The sequence below is a fragment of the Qipengyuania xiapuensis genome (assembly GCF_019711395.1).
Classification (GTDB): Bacteria; Pseudomonadota; Alphaproteobacteria; order Sphingomonadales; family Sphingomonadaceae; genus Qipengyuania; species Qipengyuania xiapuensis.
In genome coordinates, this window is record NZ_JAIGNL010000002.1 from 608,834 (window position 1) to 628,414 (window position 19,581).

Below are 19,581 nucleotides of genomic sequence, written 5' to 3' on the forward strand. Positions count from 1 at the left end.
ATTGCGCTACGGCATCCGCGTGCTAGTCCTTGTGGAATGACGCCCAAGGGGATCGGTTTCACTCTCGGCACGCTGGCGCTCGTTCTGGCGATTCTCGCGCCCCTGCCCGCAGGGATGAGCCGCGAGGCGATGATCGTGGCCGGGCTCGTCGTGCTGATGGCAGCATGGTGGATGACCGAGGCGCTGCCGCTCACCGCGACCGCGCTGATGCCGTTCCTCGTCCTGCCCTTTGCCGGGGTGATGAATGCGCGCGAGACGGCGAGCGCCTACTATTCGCCGATCCTTTTCCTGCTTCTGGGCGGTGCATTCATCGCGCTCGCCATCGAACGGACAGGGCTGCACAAGAGGCTCGCGCTGGCGATCCTCAACGCATTGCACGGGCGCGGCGGGCAGACCGGATTGCTGCTCGCCTTCATGATCGCGGCAGCCATCCTCTCGATGCTGATCTCGAACACGTCCACCGCGCTCATCATGATGCCGATGGCGATGGCCGTGCTGGCAGGTGCCGGCCTTGCCGCCGACGAGCGCGAGGGTCTTGCGGGCGCGCTGCCGATGGGCATCGCCTTTGCCGCGAGCATCGGCGGCTTGGGCACGCTGGTCGGATCGCCGACCAATGCGATTGCGGTCGGCCTGCTCGACACGATGATCGGCGCGCAGATCAGCTTTGCGCAGTGGACGCTCTACGGCCTTCCGATCGTTCTCCTCGGCGTGCCGCTCGCGGCCTTCCTGATCTCGAAGGTCCAGCACGTGTCGGCCCATCCTTTCGATGTCGAGGCGGCGCGCGCGGCCATCGTCGACGAGACACCTATGGGCACGGCCGAGCGCCGCCTTTTGGTGGTCGTCGCCATCACATTCCTTGCGTGGATGACGCGCCTGCTGGTCGCGCCCTACCTTCCCGAAGGTTCGTGGACCGACGGCACAATCGCCATCATCGCAAGCCTCGCGCTGTTCCTGCTGCCCGACGGCACGGGTCGCCCCCTGCTCCTCTGGAAGGAAGCCGACCGCGCGCCGTGGGGCGTGATCATGATGTTCGGCGGCGGCTTGGCGCTGGCAGCGGGAATGGGCGCGAGCGGGCTTGCCGAATGGCTCGGCAATGCGCTGCTCCCGCTCGAAGCCTGGCCGCTCTTCCTCGTCGCCGTCGCGATTGTCGCCATGGTGGTGCTGATCACCGAGTTCGCGAGCAACGTCGCGACGGCCAGCGCGATCATTCCGGTGGTAGCGGCGCTGGTGGTCGCGCTCGGCGTCGATCCGGTGCTGCTTGCCATGCCCGCCGCGCTTGCCGCGAGCTGGGGCTTCATGCTGCCCGCAGGGACCGGCCCCAACGCCATCGCATGGTCGACCGGACGCATCCGGATCGAGCGCATGGTGAAGGCCGGCATACTGCTCGACCTGGTCGGGATTTTCATGATCGTGGCAGTCGTCTGGGGCATCGCGGCAATCGTCTGACAAGCGGTTTTCGTGCCGGATGGCGAGGCTCTTTAGCGTGCGCGATAAGCTGCCCTGCGCCCTCCGATCCAAGTCTTCCACCCTGCCGGGATCGTCGCAGTTGAAACCAACTCCGCGCGGGCATATGGGAGGGGCGCAATCCCGCCAGTGGAGAGGCGTTCCTGCGGAGGTTAGGAACGGGAGCCACGCGGCGGTTCTACCGGCTCCCGCCTTCCTGGGAGCGTTATGCAGGAAGGATGCTCCGCAAGATGAGCACTAAGGATATCGATCCCACTTCGCCGCGCATGGCTCCCAAGCGCGAAATCCCCAAGATCAAGGGCCGCGAACTCAAGCCCAGCACGCTGATGATGGGTCACGGCTTCGACCCGACCCTTTCGGAAGGCAGCCTCAAGGCTCCGATCTTCCTTACCTCGACCTTCGCCTTTCCCAGCGCTGCCGACGGCAAGCGCCACTTCGAAGGCATCACCGGCAAGCGACCGGGCGGCGCTGACGGCCTCGTCTATTCGCGCTTCAACGCGCCGAACCAGGAGATCCTCGAAGATCGTCTCGCGGTGTGGGACGGCGCGGAAGAAGCCCTGTCGTTTTCCAGCGGCATGACCGCCATCGCCGTGCTGCTGCTGGCGGCCTGCAAGGCGGGCGACGTGATCGTCCACTCGGGCCCGCTCTATGCGGCGTCGGAAGGCTTCATCGCCAAGACCATGGCGAAATACGGCGTCAGCTTCATCGACTTCCCCGCCGGCGCGACGCGCGAACAGCTGGACGAAGTGATGGTCAAGGCCAAGGCGCTCGCCGAGGAGAAGGGCGGCGAAGTGCCGATGATCTACCTCGAAAGCCCGGGCAACCCGACGAATGCGCTGGTCGATATCGAAGCGGTGCGCGACGCACGCGATGCGCACTTCGACCCGGACAAGTGCTCGATCGCGATCGACAACACCTTCCTCGGCCCTCTGTGGCAGCGCCCGCTCGACCATGGCGCGGACCTCGTGGTCTACTCGCTGACCAAGTATGTCGGCGGCCACTCCGACCTCGTCGCAGGCAGCGTTTCGGGCAAGAAGCGCTTCATCGATGCGATCCGCATGCTGCGCAACACCATGGGCGGCATCTGCGATCCCAACACCGCATGGATGCTGTGCCGCAGCCTCGAGACCGTCGAACTGCGCATGCAGCGCGCGGGCGAGAATGCGGAGAAGGTCTGCGAATACCTCGCCAAGCACCCCAAGGTCGAAGGCCTCGGCTATCTCGGCATGATCAAGGACGCACGCCAGCAGGACATCTATGACCGTCACTGCAAGGGCGCAGGCTCGACCTTCTCGCTGCTATTGAAGGGCGGCGAGGCGGAATGCTTCCGCTTCCTCGACGCGCTCAAGATCGCCAAGCTCGCCGTCAGCCTCGGCGGAACCGAAACGCTGGCGAGCCACCCGGCCTCGATGACCCACCTCTCGGTCGCCGAAGGCCGCCGTGCAGAGCTAGGTATCTCGGACAACCTCGTGCGTATCTCGATCGGCATCGAGGACCCGGACGACCTCATCGCCGACTTCGAACAGGCGCTGGAGGCGGTCTGACCCGCATAGGCTTCCTTGCCTGTGCAGACACCCTGCCGGGGGACGGTCCCCGGCGGGGTGATGCTTTCGAGCATGATATCGAGGTGAATGCCCTGCGCCCCGCTTTCGAAGAGGCGGGGCTTGAGCTGGTCGAGATCGACTGGCGCGCGCCGGTCGAGGACTTCGCCGATATCGCGCTCGTCCTGCTCGGGACCGCCTGGGATTACCAGGATCACCCTCGCGAGTTCCTCGCCAAGCTGGATGCGCTGGAAGAGCGCGGCGTCACGGTCTGCAATCCTTCCAAGGTCGTGCGGTGGAACAGCGAGAAGCGCTACTTGCGCGCACTCGAACAGAGCGGAGCGGCCACCGTGCCGACACTCTGGCTCGACGATGCCGGACAGGGCGACATTGTCGCGGCGATGAGCAGGTTCGGTACCGACCGCGTGGTCGTGAAGCGCCAGGTCGGGGCCGGCGGCCTCGGGCAGTTCAGCTTCAGCCGCGATAACCTGCCCGCGCAGGACTGGACGATGGGCCGCCCCTGCATGGTCCAGCCCTTCCTCCCGAGCATCCTCGAGGAAGGTGAATACACTTTCGTCTTCATCGACGGCGAATTCAGCCACGGCGTATCAAAACGAGCAGGCCCCGGCGACTACCGTATCCAGTCGCTCTACGGAGGATACGAGACCGATTTCACCCCGTCGCAAGCCGATCTTGCCGGTGCAGAGGCAATCGTAGCTGCCCTGCCCTTCGACGACCTGCTCTACTGCCGCATCGACATGGCGCGGCTACCTTCGGGCGAACTCGCCGTAATGGAAGCAGAGGCGATCGAGCCCTATCTCTATCCCGAGCAGGGCCCGGGCCTGGGTGCACGGCTGGCAAAGGCTATCCTCGCCCGACTGTGAGGAGACGGAAATGGCGGACAAGGTATTCCTGGTCATCGGCGCGGGGGCCGGTATCGGCGGGCACGCGGCGGCGCGCTTCGCCCAAGGTGGCTACCACGCCGTGCTCGCGAGGAGGTCGGACGAGGAGGGGCTGGCGAAGCTGGTCGCGCAGATCGAGGATGCTGGCGGGAAAGCCTCCGGCACGCTGCTCGATGCGTCGGCGGACGGGACTATCGAGGAACTGGTCGAGCGGACCGAGAGCGAGATCGGCGCTATCGATACCGTGCTCTACAACCTCGGCGCGCAGATCGGAAACCGCACGCTGGATAATACCCCGCATCGCACCTTCGAGCTCGGCTGGCGGCTCGGCTGCTTCGGGCTGTTCCGCCTCGCTCATGCCGTCACGCCCCGCATGGTCGAGCGTGGCAGGGGCAGCATTCTGGTGACCTCGGCAACTGCCGCGGTGCGGGGGAATGCCGGCCAGCACAGCCATGCCGCTGCGATGGGCGGAAGGCGGATGCTGTGCCAGACGCTCAATGCCGAATTCGGACCGCAGGGAGTTCATGTCGCCCATATCGTGGTCGACGGTTCGGTCGATGCGCCCGATACGCTAGGCAAGCTACTGGGTGACCGCTTCGAGGCCTACAAGGCGTCGAAAGGCGAGGACGGCGTCATCGATCCGACTGCCGTTGCCGAGACCTTCTGGCACCTGTCGCAGCAGCCGCGCAATTGCTGGACGCACGAGCTCGACCTGAGGCCATTCAGCGATGTGGCTTGGTGGAACGACAATCCCGATCCGAAGATCGCGACCTGATCGCCTAGGCGAGTTCGAGGACCTGCTGGGCTGCCGGGCTCAGCTTGTGCATGTAGCGAATGCCTGCCTCGTTGCCGCGGACCCAGACGACCTGGCCGGCAAATTCGTTCTTCTCGTCGATCTCGAAAAAGATGGTCGCGCCCTTGTTGACGGCGGAGTCGAACAGCTCGATCCGGCATCCCGTGTGCGAGATGTCGCACAAAAGCGCCTGCGCGCGGCGAACCGGGACGCGGCAATTGAGGACGATGTTGGTCCCCTGTCGATTGTTTGCACGAACCTGCATAAAGCCTCCGAGATGAGGTCGGACATACGCGAGAATTGAAAAAAAGCGGTTAACACCGCCTTGTCGAAAATTTACAATTTTCGAGGTGGGCGATTGTCAGCCCTTCCACTCGCGCCGTTCTTCGGCCGATTTCAGCACCTCGTAGGCCAGCTGGTATTTCTGGAATTGTTCGGCCGCTTCCTCGTCGCCCGGTTTCACATCCGGATGGACGGCCTTGGCCTTGACCCGCCAGGCTTTCTTGATCGCCGCGAAATCGGCGTCCGCTTCCAGTTCGAGGATCTCTAGCGCGCGCATTTCGTCTGCGCTGCGGGATCCGTCTCCCGAACCGCCCCAGCCATAATGCTGCGCCTCGGCATAGCCGGCATTCTCGGCCTTTTCGGACTTGGCACGCGCTTCCTTCTCCGCCTTGTCGAGGCCTTCGAAGTAGTCCCACTTGGAATTGTATTCGGCCGCATGCTTCTGGCAGAAATACCAGCGCTCCGGGCTGTTGGGAGACTTGGGAGCCGGGCAATCGCCTTTCTCCTCGCAGCCGTGCCGGTCGCACAGGCGCACTGTCGCGGCCTCGCGGCCCTCGTCATAGCCACGCCAGCGGGGAAAGCCCCAGTCGTTGGAACGACGGGCCTTAGGCATGTCCTGCGTGTCCAGAAGTCGTTGGTCGAGCCGGCATCGCGGTCAATCTAGGGATGCTGGCGTCTCGTGCAAGCTTGTGGGAACCAGTTTCAAATCGAAATGTTGCATTGCAAACATTGTTTAACGAATAGCGATCTACAGGTCCCGTCATGAGCAAACAGCTTAGTCTTTCCGCGACGCTCGCCGTGCTGAGCATGTCGATCTTCGCGCTTTCGACCAGTTTCGCGGGTATGGGCCACTCCGATGCGGAGCGCAGCGCGCGCGTCAATCACGCCGCCGTCTTCGACATCAGCATCGCCCAGTAAGCGAACCAGAGGGGCGCGGCGCAAGGCCGGCCCCTCCAGCACATCAGATCAGTTGATGGTGATCGTCGCAGCGCGGCGGTTCTGTGCCCACGCGTTCTCGTTCGAACCGAGTGCAACCGGGCGCTCCTTGCCGAAGCTGACGGTACGGATGCGGCTCGACGGGATGCCCAGCGACACGAGATAGTTCTTCGCCGCATTGGCACGACGCTCGCCGAGCGCGAGGTTGTATTCGCGCGTACCACGTTCGTCGGTGTGGCCTTCGATGGTGAAGTTCACCTGCGGGTACTGGCTGAAGTACTGCGCCTGCGTCTGCAGCTTGGCGCTGTCTTCGGCATCGATGTTGTAGCGGTCGGTGTCGAAGTAGACGACCGTATTCGCCTGGCCGACGGCCGCGATGAAGTGCTCCATGCTGCCGACGGCAGGGCCGGTCGGCGTAGAAGCAGGCGCCGGCGTCGCAGTGGCCTGCGGTGCGGGCGGAAGCTCTTCGGGTGCCTTCTTCTGGCAGGCTGCCAGGGCGAGAGCGGAGGTGAGCATTACAGCAGTTGCAACACGGGTATTCATGATGCTGTCCCCTTATAAACAGCGGTGGAAATCGGTTTGCCCCCGATTTTTGGAGCGCGCGCCCGACGGTTCGGGTGCACCCCCTTTTTTCGTCCCCACGAAATCTTGAATGCTTTTACGGCAGGATCGGTCCCCAGGCCGGGTCCGAAGCGTCGACCGGCGTGGGCAGGCGACGCTCGTTATCGCCGGTCAGGTCGACCTGCCAGAGCGAGGTCGCACCGGTATTACGCGCAGTGCGGAAGAACTGGATGATGCGGCCGTTGGGCGCCCAGGTCGGAGCCTCGTCCTGCCAGCCATTGGTCAGCTTGCGGAAACCGCGACCATTGGGGTTCATCACGGCCACGTTGAAGTCGCCGGCAATGTGCGTGAAAGCGATCTGGTCGCCGCGCGGGCTCCATTCGGGCGTCGCCGAACGCCCACCGAAGAACGACAGGCGGCGCTGGTTCGAGCCGTCTGCATCCATGACGTAGATCTGCTGGCTGCCCGAGCGGTCGCTCTCGAACACGATGCGGCTGCCATCGGGCGAATAGGAACCGCCGATGTCGATGCCGGGCGTATCGGTCAGGCGTTCGCTGCGCCCGCCGTTCGCCGAAACGCGGTAGATGTCGGTATTGCCGCCTACAGCCATCGAATAGAGAATCCAGCGGCCATCGGGGCTCCAGCGCGGGGCGAAGGTCGGGTTGTCGCTCTGTGTAACCAGCGTCTGGCGGCCGGTGCCGATGTCGTAGACATAGATGCGCGGGTTGCCGTCGACATAGCTGAGATAGACGAGCTGCTTGTAGTCTGGCGAATAACGCGGCGTGAGCGCGGTCGAGCGGCCCGTGGTGATGAAGCGGTGGTTCGCGCCGTCGCTGTCCATGATGGCGAGACGCTTGGTGCGGTTATCCTTGGGACCGGTCTCGGCGATATATGCGATGCGGCTGTCGAAGAACGGGCTCTCGCCGGTCAGGCGCGCATAGATCAGGTCCGAACACTTGTGCGCCGCGCGGCGCCAGTCGGCGGGCGAGACCACCCAGCCCTCGGCGACGAGCCGCTGCTGCAGCGCCATGTCGTAGAGATAGCAGCCGACCGTGAGCCGGTCGTCGCTGCGCGCGCGGACATAACCGTGCACGAGCATTTCCGCACCGCGCACGCCCCAGGTCGACCAGACCGGATCGGTGATGTTGTCGTAGCTCGGGCGCGGCAGGCTGTCGGGGCCGGTCGGCTTGAAGAGGCCGTTGTTACGCAGGTTCGCCGTGATCACCCGGGCAAGCTCGACGCCGAGCGCCTCGGTACCATTGGCATTGGCGGGAGTGGCCGTATTGCGGTCGGTCGCGAAGGCGGGGATCGCGATACCCAGATCGTCGAGATTGCCCTCGAAGCTGACCGAGCCGGTCAGGCCCTGCTCTTCCTCGATCGTCTCGACATCCTGGCCCTCGGCCATGGGCTCACCCAGGTCCTGGTTCTGGGCGGCAAGCGGCGCCGCCACGAATGCGAGCGTTACGATCAGGGCTTTTTTCATTGTGCTAGTCTCCAGTCGAAGCCGAAGGGTCCTACCACCTTCCAGGCCTCGTAATACTCTTCAGGCAAATCGAATGGGGCAGCCAGTTGCACGGCTCGGATGGCCTGTTCGCCATGGCGACCGGCCTGCGCCCGGTTGGTGTCGTTGATGCCGGTCTGCCTCACGATTGTGGGGCGGCCGGCGAGCGTTCCGTCGGCATTGAGACGGAAGCGGAGGAAAGTGGTGATCTGCTCGACATCGGGGCCTGCAGGAGGCTGCCAGTGCGGCTTGATCTCGCGGGCGATGGCCTGGACGAGCGATGCCTTGGTGCTTGCACCGATCTGAGATGCGGGCGTGCGCGTCTCGTTCGTCGTGGTGCTGCCCCCAGACCCGGCAAGGAAGTTGTCACCGATGAGCGAGCCGCGCGGCTTTTCGGTGGGCTGCGCTTCCGGCTGGCGGCGCGGCGTCTGCGGGCGCGGCGCGGCGTCGCGCGTCGTGGGTCGCTGGACGACAGGCTGGCTGGGCGCTTCGAGCGGCTCCGGGACGGGAGCCGGCGTGTCGGCGAGTTCGGGTGCGATGGCTGCACGGCTTTCCGGCACCGGATCGGGCGCGGTATCTTCAAGCCCGACATCCTCTGCAAGGCTCACCGTCATACGCTCGGTTCGCGGGATGGGAGGCGCGGGAAACAGGGCCTGGATGGTGATGGCAGCCAGCAACAGCAAATGCAGCGCGAGGGCCACGATCAGCCCCGTGCGCTCATCTCCGTGTATGCCAAGCCTCTCCATGGTGACTGGCTATTCCTCGGAAGGTGAACCGGCGTTGACCGATGCACCGGTCCCGCCGCTGTTCGTGACCAGCGAAATGCGATTGAGGCCGGCCCGGTTGAGCTCGCCCATGACCGCCATGACACGGCCATAGTCGAGGCTGCGATCTGCGCGCAGGGTGATGTCGGGACCTTCGCCGACGCGCGGAATCGCCTCGAGTGCCCCCGGCAGGCCGCCGACGGGCACCTGCGCATCGTCGATATAGACATAGCCTTCGCTGTCGATGCTGATCGACACCTGCTGCGCATCCTGCGGCAGCGCATCGGCGCGGCTGTCGGGCAGCTGGATCGGAACGCCCGCAGTCAGCAGCGGCGCGGTGACCATGAAGATGATCAGCAGCACCAGCATCACGTCGACGAAAGGCGTGACGTTGATTTCCGACATGGGTCGCCGACCGCCGCGCCCCCTGCGGCGGCGCGTGCCTTTGCCAGAGCCAAGGGCCATCGCCATGTCAGCGCTGCTCCAGCTGGCGGCTGAAGCTCGCGTTCAGCTTGTCGGAGAAACGCCCGAGCTTGCTCTCGAAACGGTCGACGTCATTGCTGAAGCGGTTGTAGGCGATCACCGCCGGAATGGCTGCGAACAGGCCGATTGCGGTCGCGAAGAGTGCTTCCGAGATACCCGGCGCCACCACCGCCAGCGAGCTCGATTCCTGCGCGCCAATCTGGAAGAAGCTGTTCATGATCCCCCAGACGGTGCCGAACAGGCCCACGAAAGGCGCCACCGAGCCGACCGTCGCGAGGAAATTCAGTCGCTCCGAAATGTCGTCGGCTTCCTGTGCGATCTGGCTTTCCATTGCATTCGCGATCCGTCCGCGCACGCCTTCGCGGTCGCGGATCTCGCCCTTGACCGAACGGCGCCATTCCGAAACGCCCGCCTGAGCCACGCGCGCCGAGGGGATGTCGCGATTGCCGCGCTCCGACATGAAGCGGTCGAAGCTTTCCGCCTGCCAGAACTCGCTTTCATAGTCGCGGGTCGCCGCCCGAAGCTTGCGCATGCGCAGGCTGAAGGAAACGATGATCATCCACACCCAGATGCTTGCGAGGATGAGCCCGAGCATGACCGTCTGGACCACGATATCCGCGTCGAAGAAGAGCTTGAGCGGGTCGAGCCTGGTCGGCGCACTGATTGCGAGAAGGGTCTGTGTAATCATCGATCCTCTGTCGAACTGACGAAGCGCGCGAATGAATCGCGCCATTCTTCGGGCTGGCGGATGGGCCGGCCACTGGGTGAAACGAAACCGACGCGCAGGTGCGCCTCGGCAAGCAGTTCATCGCCCCGGAATGCCTTCTGGTGCATCCGGCACGACGCCGCCTTGAGCTCGGTGCAGCGCGTCTCGATCAATACGTCGTCATCGAGTTTCGCGGGGCGCAAATACTTCAGGTTGATCTCGGAAACGGCATAGGCACCGCCGCCGTCCTCGATCGCGGCGCGCTGGTCGATCTCGAGCCGGCGCAGCAGATCGGAGCGGGCCCGCTCGAACCAGCGCAGGTAGTTCGCGTGATAGGTAATGCCCGAAAGATCGGTGTCTTCGTAATAGACACGCACGGCATAGAGGTGGCGGTCGCCGTCAATGATACCGTCGGGGGGATGGGGCAGTGACATCTGGCGAGGCTCTAGCGCAGCGCGGATTCGCTGCAAAGGCGGCAATCAGCGCAAGGACATGAACGGCGGCGAAACGAGTCTGGCGTGCGACGAAACTATCGCCGCGCGATCATCGGGCCGAGCGGCTGGCCGCCGAAAATGTGCACGTGGAGGTGCGGGACTTCCTGCCCGCCGTGTGCGCCGATATTGGCCATCATCCGGTAACCGGGCTCGACCAGCCCCTTGTCGCGGGCGACCTTGCCAACCGCACGGACGAAACCGGCTATCTCTTCGGGCGGAGCTTTCTCGCTGAAATCGTCCCAGCTGACATAGCGACCCTTGGGGACCACCAGCGTATGCACCTCGGCCTGCGGATTGATGTCCTCGAATGCATAGGCCCACTCGTCCTCGTAAACCTTGGTCGAGGGGATTTCGCCGCGCAGGATCTTGGCGAAAATGTTTTCGTCGTCATAGGGCTGGGTCGGATCGATCGGCATCTACTCGCTCCTGCTCGCTTTTTCTTCCAGGCCCGAAGTGCCCTCACGCCGGTCGAGCTCGGCCATGACATCGGCGAGCGGAATGTCCTTCACCTGCAAGAGCACGAGCAGGTGCATCAGCAGGTCGGCACTCTCGGCAACCAGTTCCTCGCGGTCGTCGCCCATTGCGGCGATGACGGTCTCGACCGCCTCCTCGCCCACTTTCTGCGCGATCTTGGGAAGGCCCTTGGATTTGAGCTTCGCCACGTAGCTCTTGTCGGGCGAAGCGAACATGCGCTGGGCGATCGTCTTTTCGAGGCGTGAAAGCGTATCCATGGGCACCGTCTGAGCGATCAGCCCCGCGCAGGCAAGCCCGCCGCACGCAGCGCTCGGTGCGCTTCGCCGATCGAGTGCTGGCCGAAGTGGAAGATCGAGGCGGCAAGCACGGCGCTCGCGTGCCCCTTGGTGACGCCTTCGACGAGATGTTCGAGCGTGCCCACACCGCCGCTGGCGATGACGGGTACCGAGACGCTGTCGGCGATCGCCCGCGTCAGCTCGAGGTCATAGCCCTGCTTGGTCCCGTCGCCATCCATCGAGGTAACGAGCAGTTCGCCTGCGCCGAATCCGGCCAGTTTCATCGCATGCTCGACCGCGTCGATGCCGGTCGGCTTGCGCCCGCCATGGGTGTAGATTTCCCAGCCGCGAAAGCCCTCGCCCTCGGTCTTGGCGCGCGCATCGACGCTTGCCACGACGCATTGGCTGCCGAACTTGTCGGCGATTTCGCGCACGAGTTCGGGCCGCGCGACGGCTGCGCTGTTCACCGCGACCTTGTCGGCTCCCGCAAGCAACAGCTCGCGTGCATCCTCGACGCTGCGGACACCGCCGCCGACGGTCAGCGGCATGAAACACACCTCGGCCGTGCGCCTGACCATGTCGAGCAGCGTGCCGCGGCCTTCGTGGCTCGCGGAAATGTCGAGGAAGCAGAGTTCGTCCGCACCCGCACGGTCATAGGCCTGCGCCTGTTCGACCGGATCGCCCGCATCCTTGAGGTCGACGAAATTGACGCCCTTCACCACGCGCCCGTCGGCAACGTCGAGACAGGGTATGACGCGGATACGGACGGTCACGCGCTTACCCCTCAAAAGCCCAGTAAACGTAGATCAATATGGCAATCCCAAAAACAACGTTGGCTGACCAAGCCAATAAAAATTTTCTGGGATTGGTCGCCCGATTGATCGCGTGCGCGTAGGTTATTGGAATTATGCCTTTTTTCCAAACACGGAAAAGCCATGCCGTGAAGGTGCTTCCCACAACGACGATACCCAACCATAGCACCACGTTATCCTTCATGCTCGCCCCGCAATTGCCAGCGCCGCTGCGAGATCGAGCCTTCCGTCATAAAGCGCGCGGCCGGTGATGACGCCCTCAATGCCTTCCTTGGCGTGCAGCTTGAGCACGTGGATGTCGTCGATCCCCTTCACGCCGCCGCTGGCGATCACCGGGATATCGACGCGGCGTGCGAGATCGACCGTGGCATCGAGATTGACGCCCTTGAGCAAACCGTCGCGGCCGATATCGGTGAAGAGCAGGCTGGCAACGCCCGCATCCTCGAACCGGCGGGCAAGGTCGATCACCGGCACGTCGGAAACGTCCGCCCAGCCCTCGGTCGCGACCATCCCGTCTTTCGCGTCGACCGCCACGACCACGCCGCCTGCGAAAGCGCGCGCCATGTCCTTGACGAATTCAGGGTCCTTCAGTGCAGCCGAGCCCATGACGACGCGCGAGACGCCGGCGTCGAACCAGCCCTCTACATCCTCGCGCGTGCGGATGCCGCCGCCCAGCTGCACGTGGCCGGGGAAGGCCTCGACGATCTGCTCGACCGCCTCGCGGTTGCGCGCGGCACCGGCGAAGGACCCGTCGAGATCGACCACGTGCAGGTGCCCGGCGCCTGCCTCGGCAAACAGCTTGGCCTGCTCGGCGGGATTGTCGCCATAGACGGTGGCGCGGTCCATATCGCCCTCGGCAAGGCGCACCACCTGGCCGCCCTTGAGGTCGATTGCGGGAAATACGATCACGGTTTCCACTCCAGGAAGCGGGACAAGAGGGTGAGCCCGTAGCTCTGGCTCTTTTCGGGATGGAACTGCACGCCGAGGATATTGTCGCGGCCGACAGCGGCTACGAGCCCGCCGCCATGGTCGGTCATTGCCAGCACGTCCTGCCCGCTCCTTGCGTGGAAATGATAGGAGTGGAGGAAATAGGCCTCGCCCGGCTCGATCACGCGGTGCATCTTGGCGTGCGGCGTCAGCGCCACGTCGTTCCACCCCATATGCGGGACCTTCACGCTGGTGTCGGTAGGCTTGATCAGCCTCACCTCGCCCTCGATCCAGTCGAGACCGGGGGTTTCGCCATGTTCGAGACCGCGGGTCGCGAGCAGTTGCATCCCCACGCAAATGCCCAGGAAAGGCGCGCCGCCGACGAACACGCGTTCGCGCATCGCCTCGATCACGCCCTTTTCGGCGCGCAGTCCCGATGCGCAGGCATTGAAGCTCCCCACGCCGGGCAGCACGATCCGATCTGCCGCACGCAGCACGTCGGGATCGGCGGTCACGGTGACCTTGGCCCCGACCCGCTTGAGCGCGTTTTCTACCGAATGCAGGTTGCCCGCGCCGTAGTCTACGAGCGCGATAACCTCAGCCACCAAGCTGTCCCTTCGTGCTGGGTATCGCGCCACCCTTGCGGGGATCGACTTCGCAGGCGATCCGCATCGCGCGGGCAAAGCCCTTGTAGATCGCTTCGCAGATGTGGTGGTTGTTGGTGCCGTAGAGCAGCTCGACATGCAGCGTCAGGCCGCAGGTCTGCGCGACCGAGTGGAACCAGTGCTCGATCAGCTCGGTGTCCCATTCGCCGAGCTTTTCCTGGCTGAAACCTGCTTTCCACACGAGATAGGGGCGTCCCGAGATATCGAGAGCTACTCGTGCGAGCGTTTCGTCCATCGGCGAATAGGCGCTGCCGTAGCGCGTGATCCCGCCCTTGTCGCCGAGCGCCTGGGCAAGTGCCTGGCCCAGCGCCAGCGCGCTGTCCTCGGTCGTGTGGTGCTGGTCGACATGCAGGTCGCCATCGACCTTCATCGTCACGTCGATCAGCGAATGCTTGGAAAACTGTTCCACCATGTGGTCGAGGAAGCCGATGCCGGTGGCAATGTCATAGCTGCCCGACCCGTCGAGGTTCACCTCGACAAGGATTTTGGTTTCCTCGGTGTTTCGTTCGATACGGCCTGTACGCATGGCGATTGCCTATAGGCGGCTCGCGCCTGCACGCAAGGAATTGCCGCTTTCGTCAGGGTAAAGGCCAGCTTAAACCGCTTGACCCCGGCCCCAAGCAGTTCCACCTATATTGCATGAGCGAAGAAACGCCCGACAGCCTGATCCCATACGACACGATCGTGCAGGAGGCCCTGCGCGCCGTCGTCGGTCGCGTGCTCGGCGAAATCGAACAGAACGGCAGCGAATTGCCGGGTGCCCACCACTTCTACATTACGTTCAAGACCCACGCGCCGGGCGTTTCGATTCCCGCGAACCTGCGCGAACGTTTTCCGGACGAGATGACCATCGTCCTGCAGAACAAGTTCTGGGACCTTAACGTGCGCGAAGACGGCTTCTCCGTCGGTCTCTCGTTCAACCAGATCCCCGCAGAACTCGACATTCCCTACGCCGCGATCACGCAATTCGTCGATCCGGCAGTCGATTTCGGCCTCCAGTTCCAGGCGACCGTGGCCGATATGGCCCCTGCCGAGACCGACGAGGCCGGCAATGACGAGGAACAGGCCGAGCGCACGCCCGTTGAAGGTGCTGAAGACGGCTCGAACGTCGTCACGGTCGATTTCGGCCGCAAGAACTAACCGCGGGGCGGCAGCGCCTCGCTGACCAAGCAGGGGCACACATGGGTCTGGCCAAGGAAGAAGATGCCAATCACCTCACCGACAAGGTGAGCGATGCGATCGCCCGCGTCGAACGCGAAGCGACGAATGAAACAACGGTTCCGGGCCCCAGCCCGAACCCTGCGACCAACCTGCTGATTCACGAGATTGTTCTGCGCAGCGCAGGTCGCCTGACGCGTAACACTCTCGAGAAAGCCCTGCTGGGTCGCAAGTATGGCAGCCAGTTCGCGAAGGATGCGGTCGAGAACCGTTCCATCGTGCACACGCTGGCAGCCTATGGCGTCACCAAATATGCGACGAAATCGGTCCCCGGCGCGCTGATCGTGGGCATGGGCCTGCTCGGCAAGACCCTGTTCGACCGGAGCCAGTCGCGCCGCAAGGCCCGCCGCCAGGGTGAAAAACGCATCCGGGGCCAGGCAGACGGCGACACGCTGGCCTGAGCATTCCGCCACGTTGCACACTTGATCGCTCGCGCACCATGGGCCAACAGCGCGCATGGCCGAATCCGCACAAGACAACGACAAGCTGGCCCGCCGCGGGCTGATGTTCATCCTTTCCTCGCCGAGCGGCGCAGGCAAGACGACGATCAGCCGCATGCTGCTGGCGGCAGACGACGAGATCAAGCTGTCGGTCAGCGTGACCACCCGTCCTCCCCGCCCGGGCGAAGAGGACGGCGTCCATTATTACTTCGTGGACGACGCCGAGTTCGACCGCATGGTCGAGGAGGACGATTTCTACGAGTGGGCACACGTCTTCGGCCATCGATACGGCACGCCCAAGGGCCGCATCCGTGCCGCGCTGAAGGACGGGCAGGATTTCCTCTTCGACATCGACTGGCAGGGCACGCAGCAGCTGTTCCAGAAGGACCAGCAGGACGTCGTCCGCGTCTTCATCCTGCCCCCCAGCATCGCCGAACTCGAACGCCGGTTGCGCAGCCGCGGCACCGATAGCGAGGAAGTTGTGCAGGCCCGCATGGAACGCGCCCGCGCCGAGATCAGCCACTGGGACGCCTATGACTACGTGGTGATCAACGAGGACGTGAATGCGTGCTTCGCCAAGGTGCGAGAAATACTCGATGCCGAACGGATGAAGCGCCAGCGCCAGACGGGCCTGATCCCGTTCGTGCGCGAACTGATGAGCTAGGCCCGGCGCGCCGCGCTCGCTTGCGCGCCAACAGGCGATATGCTTCAATAATCGGCAAAAATCCGGTCGCCATCCGGAGAAAACGAATGGCCGATATCTTCCTGTCCTACTCGTCGAAAGACAAGGCGCGCCTTGCGCCCCTTGTCGACGAATTGCGCGCACGCGACCGCAGCGTGTGGTGGGACCGCGAGCTAGTTGCCGGTCCGGCCTTTGCCGATTGCATCGAAGATGAACTGGGCAAGGCCAAGTGCGTACTTGTCGCCTGGTCCGAAAACTCGATTGCCTCGCACTGGTGCCGCGACGAAGCTGCGGTCGGGCTTGAGCGCAACGTGCTGGTGCCGTTCCGGATCGACGACATCATGCCGCCGCTGGGATTTCGCTCCTCCCATACACCGGACCTTGCAGGCTGGCCCGACCGCGAAGGCGAGCTGAGCCAGCTGCTGGCAGGCGTGGCGGAATGCCTCAAGGTTGCCATTCCTGTCCCCAACCGTAGCGCGCCGACAGCAGCGACCGAAAAGACGCTCCTCATCCTACCCTTCCGGCAAACCGGTGGAGGAGCGGGCGACGACTATTTTGCCGACGGGCTGATCGAGGACGTGACCTCCGAGCTGTCGCATATCCAGCAATTGCAGGTAATCTCTCGCAGCACGGCGTTCGAATTCAAGGAAAGCCCTACCCCGCCGGACGCCATTGGCAGGCGCCTCGGTGCCACGGCAGTGCTGACCGGCAGCATCAGGCGGGCCGGCGATCGCGCGCGAATATCAGCCGCGCTGATCGATACCGAGAGCGGAAAGACCATTTGGTCGGAGACTTTCAACCGAACGCTGGAAGACATCTTCGCCGTGCAGGACGAATTGACGAGCGAGATCGTGACCGCGCTCGACGTCAAGCTGGTGCATGGCGAACAGGCGCGCCTCAATCGCAGCCGTTTCAAGTCGGTCGAGGCAGGACACGTCTTCTATCGCGGGTTGTTCGAATTTCACCGCTTCGAACCCGAAACCATGCTCCACGCCAGGCGCCTGTTCAGCCAATTCGTTGAAATGGAACCGGATTCGGTGCTCGGTTACGCTTGGCTCACAACGACGTGGGCCGCTTCGCTGCTGGTCCAGTGGGAAGCGCCGCAGGACGCGCTACCTGCGATGCAGGAAAATGCAGCGAAGGCACTCGACATCGATCCCGAGAATGCAGCTGCGCTCATCGGCAATGTCTACTTCCATGTGCTGACAGGAAATCTGGATGCCGCACATGACTTCGCGCAACGCGCGGTACGCAGCGCGCCCAGTTCTGACGAGGCGTTATTCGCACGCGGGTGGGTGGAGATGTTCCTCGGCCGGTTCGACCAATCGATCGTGAGCCTCGAGAAGGCTCTGCGTCTCGCGCCAATTCCCAGCGCCGTGAGGCTGGGCGTCGCGGGCACGGCCTATCGCAACGCGCAGCGCTACGACAAATCGATCGAAATCTTCCGCAGGCTTATCGAGCGCGAACCGCAATTCCTGTTCGGCTATTCGGGCCTCGCTTCGGCACTAGCCCTGAGCGGCGACATGGATGGCGCACGCAAGATGGTCGCAGAAGTGCTGCGCATCGAACCGGAGTTCACGGTTGAACGGTTTATCACGCCCGACTTCTACCGCGACCCCGCTGTGATGCAGGCATGCGCCGACGCACTGGCGAAGGCAGGAATGCCTTCCGCCAGCGCGCAGGACGCGTAAGCAAGTGGCCTAGCGACCGCCCGCCGGATCGGCGAAATGCGTCGGCAGGTGCGCGTTCACGATGCCGCCGTCGACCGTCAGCGTTTCGCCGACCGTGTAATCGCCCGCGCGGCTCGCGAGATAGACCGCGCTGCCGCCCATGTCGTACTTGTCGCCTACGCGCTTGTTCGGGATGCCCGCCGCGCTTTCGGCTTCCATGTCGCGCGCGACCTTGTTCATGTTCGAAGGGAAGGCGCCGGGCGCGATGTTCGTCATGTAGATGTGGTCCTTCACCAGCCGGGCAGCCATGCGGCGCGTCAGGTGAATGAGCGCAGCCTTGGACGCCTGGTAGGAATAGGTCTCCCAAGGGTTGATACGCTGCCCGTCGACCGAGGTGATGTTGATCACCTTGCTCGGCTTGTCCTGGCTTGCGTTGGCGGTCAGCAGGCCGTGGAGCTTCTGCGTCAGGAAGAAGGGCGTCTTGACGTTGAGGTCCATCACCTTGTCCCAGCCGGCCTCGGGAAACTCGAGATAGTCCGCGCCCCACGCGGCGCCCGCATTGTTGACGAGGATGTCGAGACGGTCCTCCTTCGACGATATCTCGGCCACCAGCTCGTCGATGCCTTCGAGCGTCGAGATGTCACCCTGGATCGGAACCACACGCTCGCCAAGTTCCTCGGCGGTTTCGTGCAATTCGCCGCCCTTGCGCGCGGTGATGTAGACCCGCTCGCATCCGGCGGCGAGGAAGCCCTCGACGATCATGCGGCCGATGCCGCGGCTGCCGCCGGTCACGAGGGCGATGCGGCCCTTGAGGCTGAACATATCTTCAAGTGTCATTGTCTCTCTCCCGCTCAGTAGCCGCTCATCTCGGCCACCCGGCCTGCGTGGTAATACATGTCGCCGAGGAATTCCTGCAGCGCACGGTCACGCTTCATGTAGAGGCCGATGTCGTATTCGTCGGTCATGCCGATACCGCCGTGCATCTGCACGCCTTCCTTCACTGCAAGACCGGCGGCCTTTGCGACCTTGGCCTTGGCGACGCTGGCCATGAGGTCGGCCTTTTCGCTTCCGCCATCGAGCAGCTGCGCCGCCTTGATGGTGACGGCGCGGGCGATCTCGACTTCCGAATAGAGATGCGCGGCGCGGTGCTGCAGCGCCTGGAATTCACCGATCAGCTTGCCGAACTGCTTGCGCTGCTTGAGGTAGTCGACGGTCATGTCCATCGCGCCGCTCGCAACGCCGCAGCCTTCCGCAGCCGCGCCGACACGGCCGGCCATGAGCATCTTGTTGAGCACTTCGCGGCCACCATCGACCTCGCCGATCACGGCATCGCCGTCGAGCTCGACACCGTCGAAGGTGACGTGGCTAGCCATCGAACTGTCGACGAGGCGCACGCTGTCGTGGCTCATGCCACTGGCGTCCTGCGGGACTGCGAAAAGCGTGATGCCGTCGGCATCGCTGTCACCGCCCGAAGTACGCGCGGCGACGACGATCATCTCGCTCGAAGCGCCATAGACCACGTAGTCTTTCTTGCCCGACAGCTTGAAGCCGTTGCCCGATTTCTCCGCCTTGCAGGCGATGGTCTCGGGGCGGTGCTTGGCGCCTTCGTCGATCGCGACGCTGTAGACCTTCTCGCCTTCGATCAGGCCCGGCAGCCAGCGGCCACGGACATCGTCGCTGCCGTGCTTGAGCGCAGTCGCTGCGAGCACGGAAGAGGACAGGAAGGGCGACGGGGTGAGGTTGCGGCCGATATTCTCGAGCACGATGCCCGCCTCGACATGGCCCATGCCGAGCCCGCCATCGTCTTCGTCCACCAGCATTCCGGTGAAGCCCATTTCGGCAAACTGCTTCCACAAGCCGTGGCCGAAGCCATCCTTGCAATCGCGGTCACGCCAGTGGCGCAGTTGCTTCGCAATCGCGCCTTCCTCGGCCATGAACTGCTGTGCGGTCTCGGCCAGCATCGCCTGGTCGTCGTCGTAATAGAGAGGCAT

Annotated in this window: 25 protein-coding genes; 9 read left to right on the forward strand and 16 right to left on the reverse strand. The window is 64.0% G+C overall.

Translation table 11 applies throughout. From position 1 onward, the window contains the following. Positions 1-36 precede the first annotated feature (36 nt). From K3163_RS12140 to K3163_RS12155, 4 genes are all read left to right on the forward strand, one after another. On the forward strand, positions 37-1,446 hold the full coding sequence (locus K3163_RS12140; RefSeq protein WP_221554394.1) for an SLC13 family permease: 1,410 nt from the start codon (positions 37-39) through the stop codon (positions 1,444-1,446). Between the two features lie 248 nt (positions 1,447-1,694). Beyond that, positions 1,695-3,008: a cystathionine gamma-synthase family protein gene (locus K3163_RS12145; RefSeq protein ID WP_221554395.1), complete on the forward strand. Its 1,314-nt coding sequence runs from the start codon at positions 1,695-1,697 to the stop codon at positions 3,006-3,008. Positions 3,009-3,091: 83 nt separating this feature from the next. Further along, complete coding sequence (locus K3163_RS12150; RefSeq protein WP_345719733.1) at positions 3,092-3,889, forward strand: ATP-grasp domain-containing protein; 798 nt, start codon at positions 3,092-3,094, stop codon at positions 3,887-3,889. A 10-nt stretch (positions 3,890-3,899) separates the two neighbouring features. Continuing rightward, positions 3,900-4,682: an SDR family NAD(P)-dependent oxidoreductase gene (locus tag K3163_RS12155; RefSeq protein ID WP_221427656.1), complete on the forward strand. Its 783-nt coding sequence runs from the start codon at positions 3,900-3,902 to the stop codon at positions 4,680-4,682. A 4-nt stretch (positions 4,683-4,686) separates the two neighbouring features. Here K3163_RS12155 and K3163_RS12160 read toward each other — a convergent pair whose 3' ends face one another. Together K3163_RS12160 and K3163_RS12165 are read right to left on the reverse strand one after the other, a co-directional pair. Continuing rightward, positions 4,687-4,965 carry a PilZ domain-containing protein gene (locus K3163_RS12160; protein ID WP_221427655.1) on the reverse strand — a complete coding sequence of 93 codons (279 nt, stop codon included), beginning with the start codon at positions 4,963-4,965 and terminating at the stop codon, positions 4,687-4,689. Between the two features lie 96 nt (positions 4,966-5,061). Beyond that, a complete protein-coding gene (locus tag K3163_RS12165; RefSeq protein WP_221427654.1) occupies positions 5,062-5,595 on the reverse strand; it encodes a J domain-containing protein in 534 nt (177 codons plus the stop codon). A gap of 149 nt (positions 5,596-5,744) precedes the next feature. On the opposite strand from K3163_RS12165, the gene K3163_RS12170 reads away from it, so the two are divergent. Then, entirely contained in the window at positions 5,745-5,900 is a 156-nt protein-coding gene (locus tag K3163_RS12170; RefSeq protein ID WP_221554396.1) for a hypothetical protein, read from the forward strand. Positions 5,901-5,948: 48 nt separating this feature from the next. Here K3163_RS12170 and pal read toward each other — a convergent pair whose 3' ends face one another. The 12 genes from pal to hisB all read right to left on the reverse strand — a co-directional run bounded on the left by pal (position 5,949) and on the right by hisB (position 14,106). Then, positions 5,949-6,461, reverse strand: coding sequence for a peptidoglycan-associated lipoprotein Pal (pal, locus tag K3163_RS12175; protein WP_221427652.1), 513 nt, complete (start codon positions 6,459-6,461; stop codon positions 5,949-5,951). Positions 6,462-6,576: 115 nt separating this feature from the next. Then, positions 6,577-7,962 carry a Tol-Pal system beta propeller repeat protein TolB gene (gene tolB, locus K3163_RS12180; RefSeq protein WP_221427651.1) on the reverse strand — a complete coding sequence of 462 codons (1,386 nt, stop codon included), beginning with the start codon at positions 7,960-7,962 and terminating at the stop codon, positions 6,577-6,579. Further along, on the reverse strand, positions 7,959-8,726 hold the full coding sequence (locus K3163_RS12185) for a DEAD/DEAH box helicase family protein (protein ID WP_221427650.1): 768 nt from the start codon (positions 8,724-8,726) through the stop codon (positions 7,959-7,961). The genes tolB and K3163_RS12185 overlap by 4 nt, the downstream gene beginning before the upstream one ends. Positions 8,727-8,735: 9 nt before the next feature. Next, complete coding sequence (locus K3163_RS12190) at positions 8,736-9,215, reverse strand: ExbD/TolR family protein (RefSeq protein ID WP_221427649.1); 480 nt, start codon at positions 9,213-9,215, stop codon at positions 8,736-8,738. Position 9,216: 1 nt separating this feature from the next. Beyond that, a complete protein-coding gene (gene tolQ, locus K3163_RS12195) occupies positions 9,217-9,915 on the reverse strand; it encodes a protein TolQ (protein ID WP_221427648.1) in 699 nt (232 codons plus the stop codon). Next, a complete protein-coding gene (locus K3163_RS12200; RefSeq protein ID WP_221554397.1) occupies positions 9,912-10,367 on the reverse strand; it encodes a YbgC/FadM family acyl-CoA thioesterase in 456 nt (151 codons plus the stop codon). Before K3163_RS12200 ends, tolQ begins: the two co-directional genes overlap by 4 nt. 95 nt (positions 10,368-10,462) lie before the next feature. Further along, entirely contained in the window at positions 10,463-10,843 is a 381-nt protein-coding gene (locus K3163_RS12205) for a histidine triad nucleotide-binding protein (protein WP_221427646.1), read from the reverse strand. After that, positions 10,844-11,158 carry a phosphoribosyl-ATP diphosphatase gene (locus tag K3163_RS12210; RefSeq protein ID WP_221554398.1) on the reverse strand — a complete coding sequence of 105 codons (315 nt, stop codon included), beginning with the start codon at positions 11,156-11,158 and terminating at the stop codon, positions 10,844-10,846. A 17-nt stretch (positions 11,159-11,175) separates the two neighbouring features. Beyond that, the gene (hisF, locus tag K3163_RS12215) at positions 11,176-11,949 is read right to left on the reverse strand and encodes an imidazole glycerol phosphate synthase subunit HisF (RefSeq protein ID WP_221554399.1); all 774 of its coding nucleotides are present in this window, start codon (positions 11,947-11,949) and stop codon (positions 11,176-11,178) included. A 219-nt stretch (positions 11,950-12,168) separates the two neighbouring features. Beyond that, positions 12,169-12,897: a 1-(5-phosphoribosyl)-5-[(5-phosphoribosylamino)methylideneamino]imidazole-4-carboxamide isomerase gene (gene hisA, locus K3163_RS12220; protein WP_221554400.1), complete on the reverse strand. Its 729-nt coding sequence runs from the start codon at positions 12,895-12,897 to the stop codon at positions 12,169-12,171. Then, positions 12,894-13,520, reverse strand: a complete 627-nt coding sequence (hisH, locus tag K3163_RS12225; RefSeq protein WP_221554401.1) for an imidazole glycerol phosphate synthase subunit HisH — start codon at positions 13,518-13,520, stop codon at positions 12,894-12,896. Before hisH ends, hisA begins: the two co-directional genes overlap by 4 nt. Further along, positions 13,513-14,106, reverse strand: coding sequence for an imidazoleglycerol-phosphate dehydratase HisB (gene hisB, locus K3163_RS12230; RefSeq protein WP_221427641.1), 594 nt, complete (start codon positions 14,104-14,106; stop codon positions 13,513-13,515). The genes hisH and hisB overlap by 8 nt, the downstream gene beginning before the upstream one ends. 113 nt (positions 14,107-14,219) lie before the next feature. Between hisB and K3163_RS12235 the strand changes: the two genes are divergently transcribed. The 4 genes from K3163_RS12235 (at position 14,220) to K3163_RS12250 (ending at position 17,611) form a co-directional block, all read left to right on the forward strand. After that, positions 14,220-14,720 carry an SspB family protein gene (locus K3163_RS12235; RefSeq protein ID WP_221427640.1) on the forward strand — a complete coding sequence of 167 codons (501 nt, stop codon included), beginning with the start codon at positions 14,220-14,222 and terminating at the stop codon, positions 14,718-14,720. 41 nt (positions 14,721-14,761) lie between these two features. Continuing rightward, on the forward strand, positions 14,762-15,199 hold the full coding sequence (locus K3163_RS12240) for a hypothetical protein (protein ID WP_221554402.1): 438 nt from the start codon (positions 14,762-14,764) through the stop codon (positions 15,197-15,199). Between the two features lie 55 nt (positions 15,200-15,254). Further along, on the forward strand, positions 15,255-15,902 hold the full coding sequence (gene gmk / locus K3163_RS12245; RefSeq protein ID WP_221427638.1) for a guanylate kinase: 648 nt from the start codon (positions 15,255-15,257) through the stop codon (positions 15,900-15,902). A gap of 86 nt (positions 15,903-15,988) precedes the next feature. After that, positions 15,989-17,611 (forward strand): TIR domain-containing protein, encoded by a 1,623-nt coding sequence (locus K3163_RS12250; protein ID WP_221427637.1) that lies wholly within the window; start codon positions 15,989-15,991, stop codon positions 17,609-17,611. A 9-nt stretch (positions 17,612-17,620) separates the two neighbouring features. Here K3163_RS12250 and K3163_RS12255 read toward each other — a convergent pair whose 3' ends face one another. Together K3163_RS12255 and K3163_RS12260 are read right to left on the reverse strand one after the other, a co-directional pair. Then, positions 17,621-18,427 (reverse strand): SDR family oxidoreductase, encoded by an 807-nt coding sequence (locus K3163_RS12255; protein ID WP_221427636.1) that lies wholly within the window; start codon positions 18,425-18,427, stop codon positions 17,621-17,623. 14 nt (positions 18,428-18,441) lie between these two features. Further along, complete coding sequence (locus tag K3163_RS12260) at positions 18,442-19,581, reverse strand: acyl-CoA dehydrogenase family protein (RefSeq protein ID WP_221427635.1); 1,140 nt, start codon at positions 19,579-19,581, stop codon at positions 18,442-18,444.

Coding starts and splice junctions, on each gene's coding strand:
- K3163_RS12240 (WP_221554402.1), top strand. CDS start 14,762: ATGGGTCTGGCCAAGGAAGAAGATGCCAATCACCTCACCGACAAGGTG.
- K3163_RS12140 (WP_221554394.1), top strand. CDS start 37: ATGACGCCCAAGGGGATCGGTTTCACTCTCGGCACGCTGGCGCTCGTT.
- K3163_RS12160 (WP_221427655.1), bottom strand. CDS start 4,965: ATGCAGGTTCGTGCAAACAATCGACAGGGGACCAACATCGTCCTCAAT.
- K3163_RS12170 (WP_221554396.1), top strand. CDS start 5,745: ATGAGCAAACAGCTTAGTCTTTCCGCGACGCTCGCCGTGCTGAGCATG.
- gmk (WP_221427638.1), top strand. CDS start 15,255: ATGGCCGAATCCGCACAAGACAACGACAAGCTGGCCCGCCGCGGGCTG.
- K3163_RS12210 (WP_221554398.1), bottom strand. CDS start 11,158: ATGGATACGCTTTCACGCCTCGAAAAGACGATCGCCCAGCGCATGTTC.
- K3163_RS12185 (WP_221427650.1), bottom strand. CDS start 8,726: ATGGAGAGGCTTGGCATACACGGAGATGAGCGCACGGGGCTGATCGTG.
- K3163_RS12190 (WP_221427649.1), bottom strand. CDS start 9,215: ATGGCGATGGCCCTTGGCTCTGGCAAAGGCACGCGCCGCCGCAGGGGG.
- tolQ (WP_221427648.1), bottom strand. CDS start 9,915: ATGATTACACAGACCCTTCTCGCAATCAGTGCGCCGACCAGGCTCGAC.
- K3163_RS12250 (WP_221427637.1), top strand. CDS start 15,989: ATGGCCGATATCTTCCTGTCCTACTCGTCGAAAGACAAGGCGCGCCTT.
- tolB (WP_221427651.1), bottom strand. CDS start 7,962: ATGAAAAAAGCCCTGATCGTAACGCTCGCATTCGTGGCGGCGCCGCTT.
- K3163_RS12145 (WP_221554395.1), top strand. CDS start 1,695: ATGAGCACTAAGGATATCGATCCCACTTCGCCGCGCATGGCTCCCAAG.
- K3163_RS12260 (WP_221427635.1), bottom strand. CDS start 19,581: ATGCCTCTCTATTACGACGACGACCAGGCGATGCTGGCCGAGACCGCA.
- hisB (WP_221427641.1), bottom strand. CDS start 14,106: ATGCGTACAGGCCGTATCGAACGAAACACCGAGGAAACCAAAATCCTT.
- K3163_RS12255 (WP_221427636.1), bottom strand. CDS start 18,427: ATGACACTTGAAGATATGTTCAGCCTCAAGGGCCGCATCGCCCTCGTG.
- K3163_RS12200 (WP_221554397.1), bottom strand. CDS start 10,367: ATGTCACTGCCCCATCCCCCCGACGGTATCATTGACGGCGACCGCCAC.
- K3163_RS12165 (WP_221427654.1), bottom strand. CDS start 5,595: ATGCCTAAGGCCCGTCGTTCCAACGACTGGGGCTTTCCCCGCTGGCGT.
- K3163_RS12235 (WP_221427640.1), top strand. CDS start 14,220: ATGAGCGAAGAAACGCCCGACAGCCTGATCCCATACGACACGATCGTG.
- pal (WP_221427652.1), bottom strand. CDS start 6,461: ATGAATACCCGTGTTGCAACTGCTGTAATGCTCACCTCCGCTCTCGCC.
- K3163_RS12205 (WP_221427646.1), bottom strand. CDS start 10,843: ATGCCGATCGATCCGACCCAGCCCTATGACGACGAAAACATTTTCGCC.
- K3163_RS12155 (WP_221427656.1), top strand. CDS start 3,900: ATGGCGGACAAGGTATTCCTGGTCATCGGCGCGGGGGCCGGTATCGGC.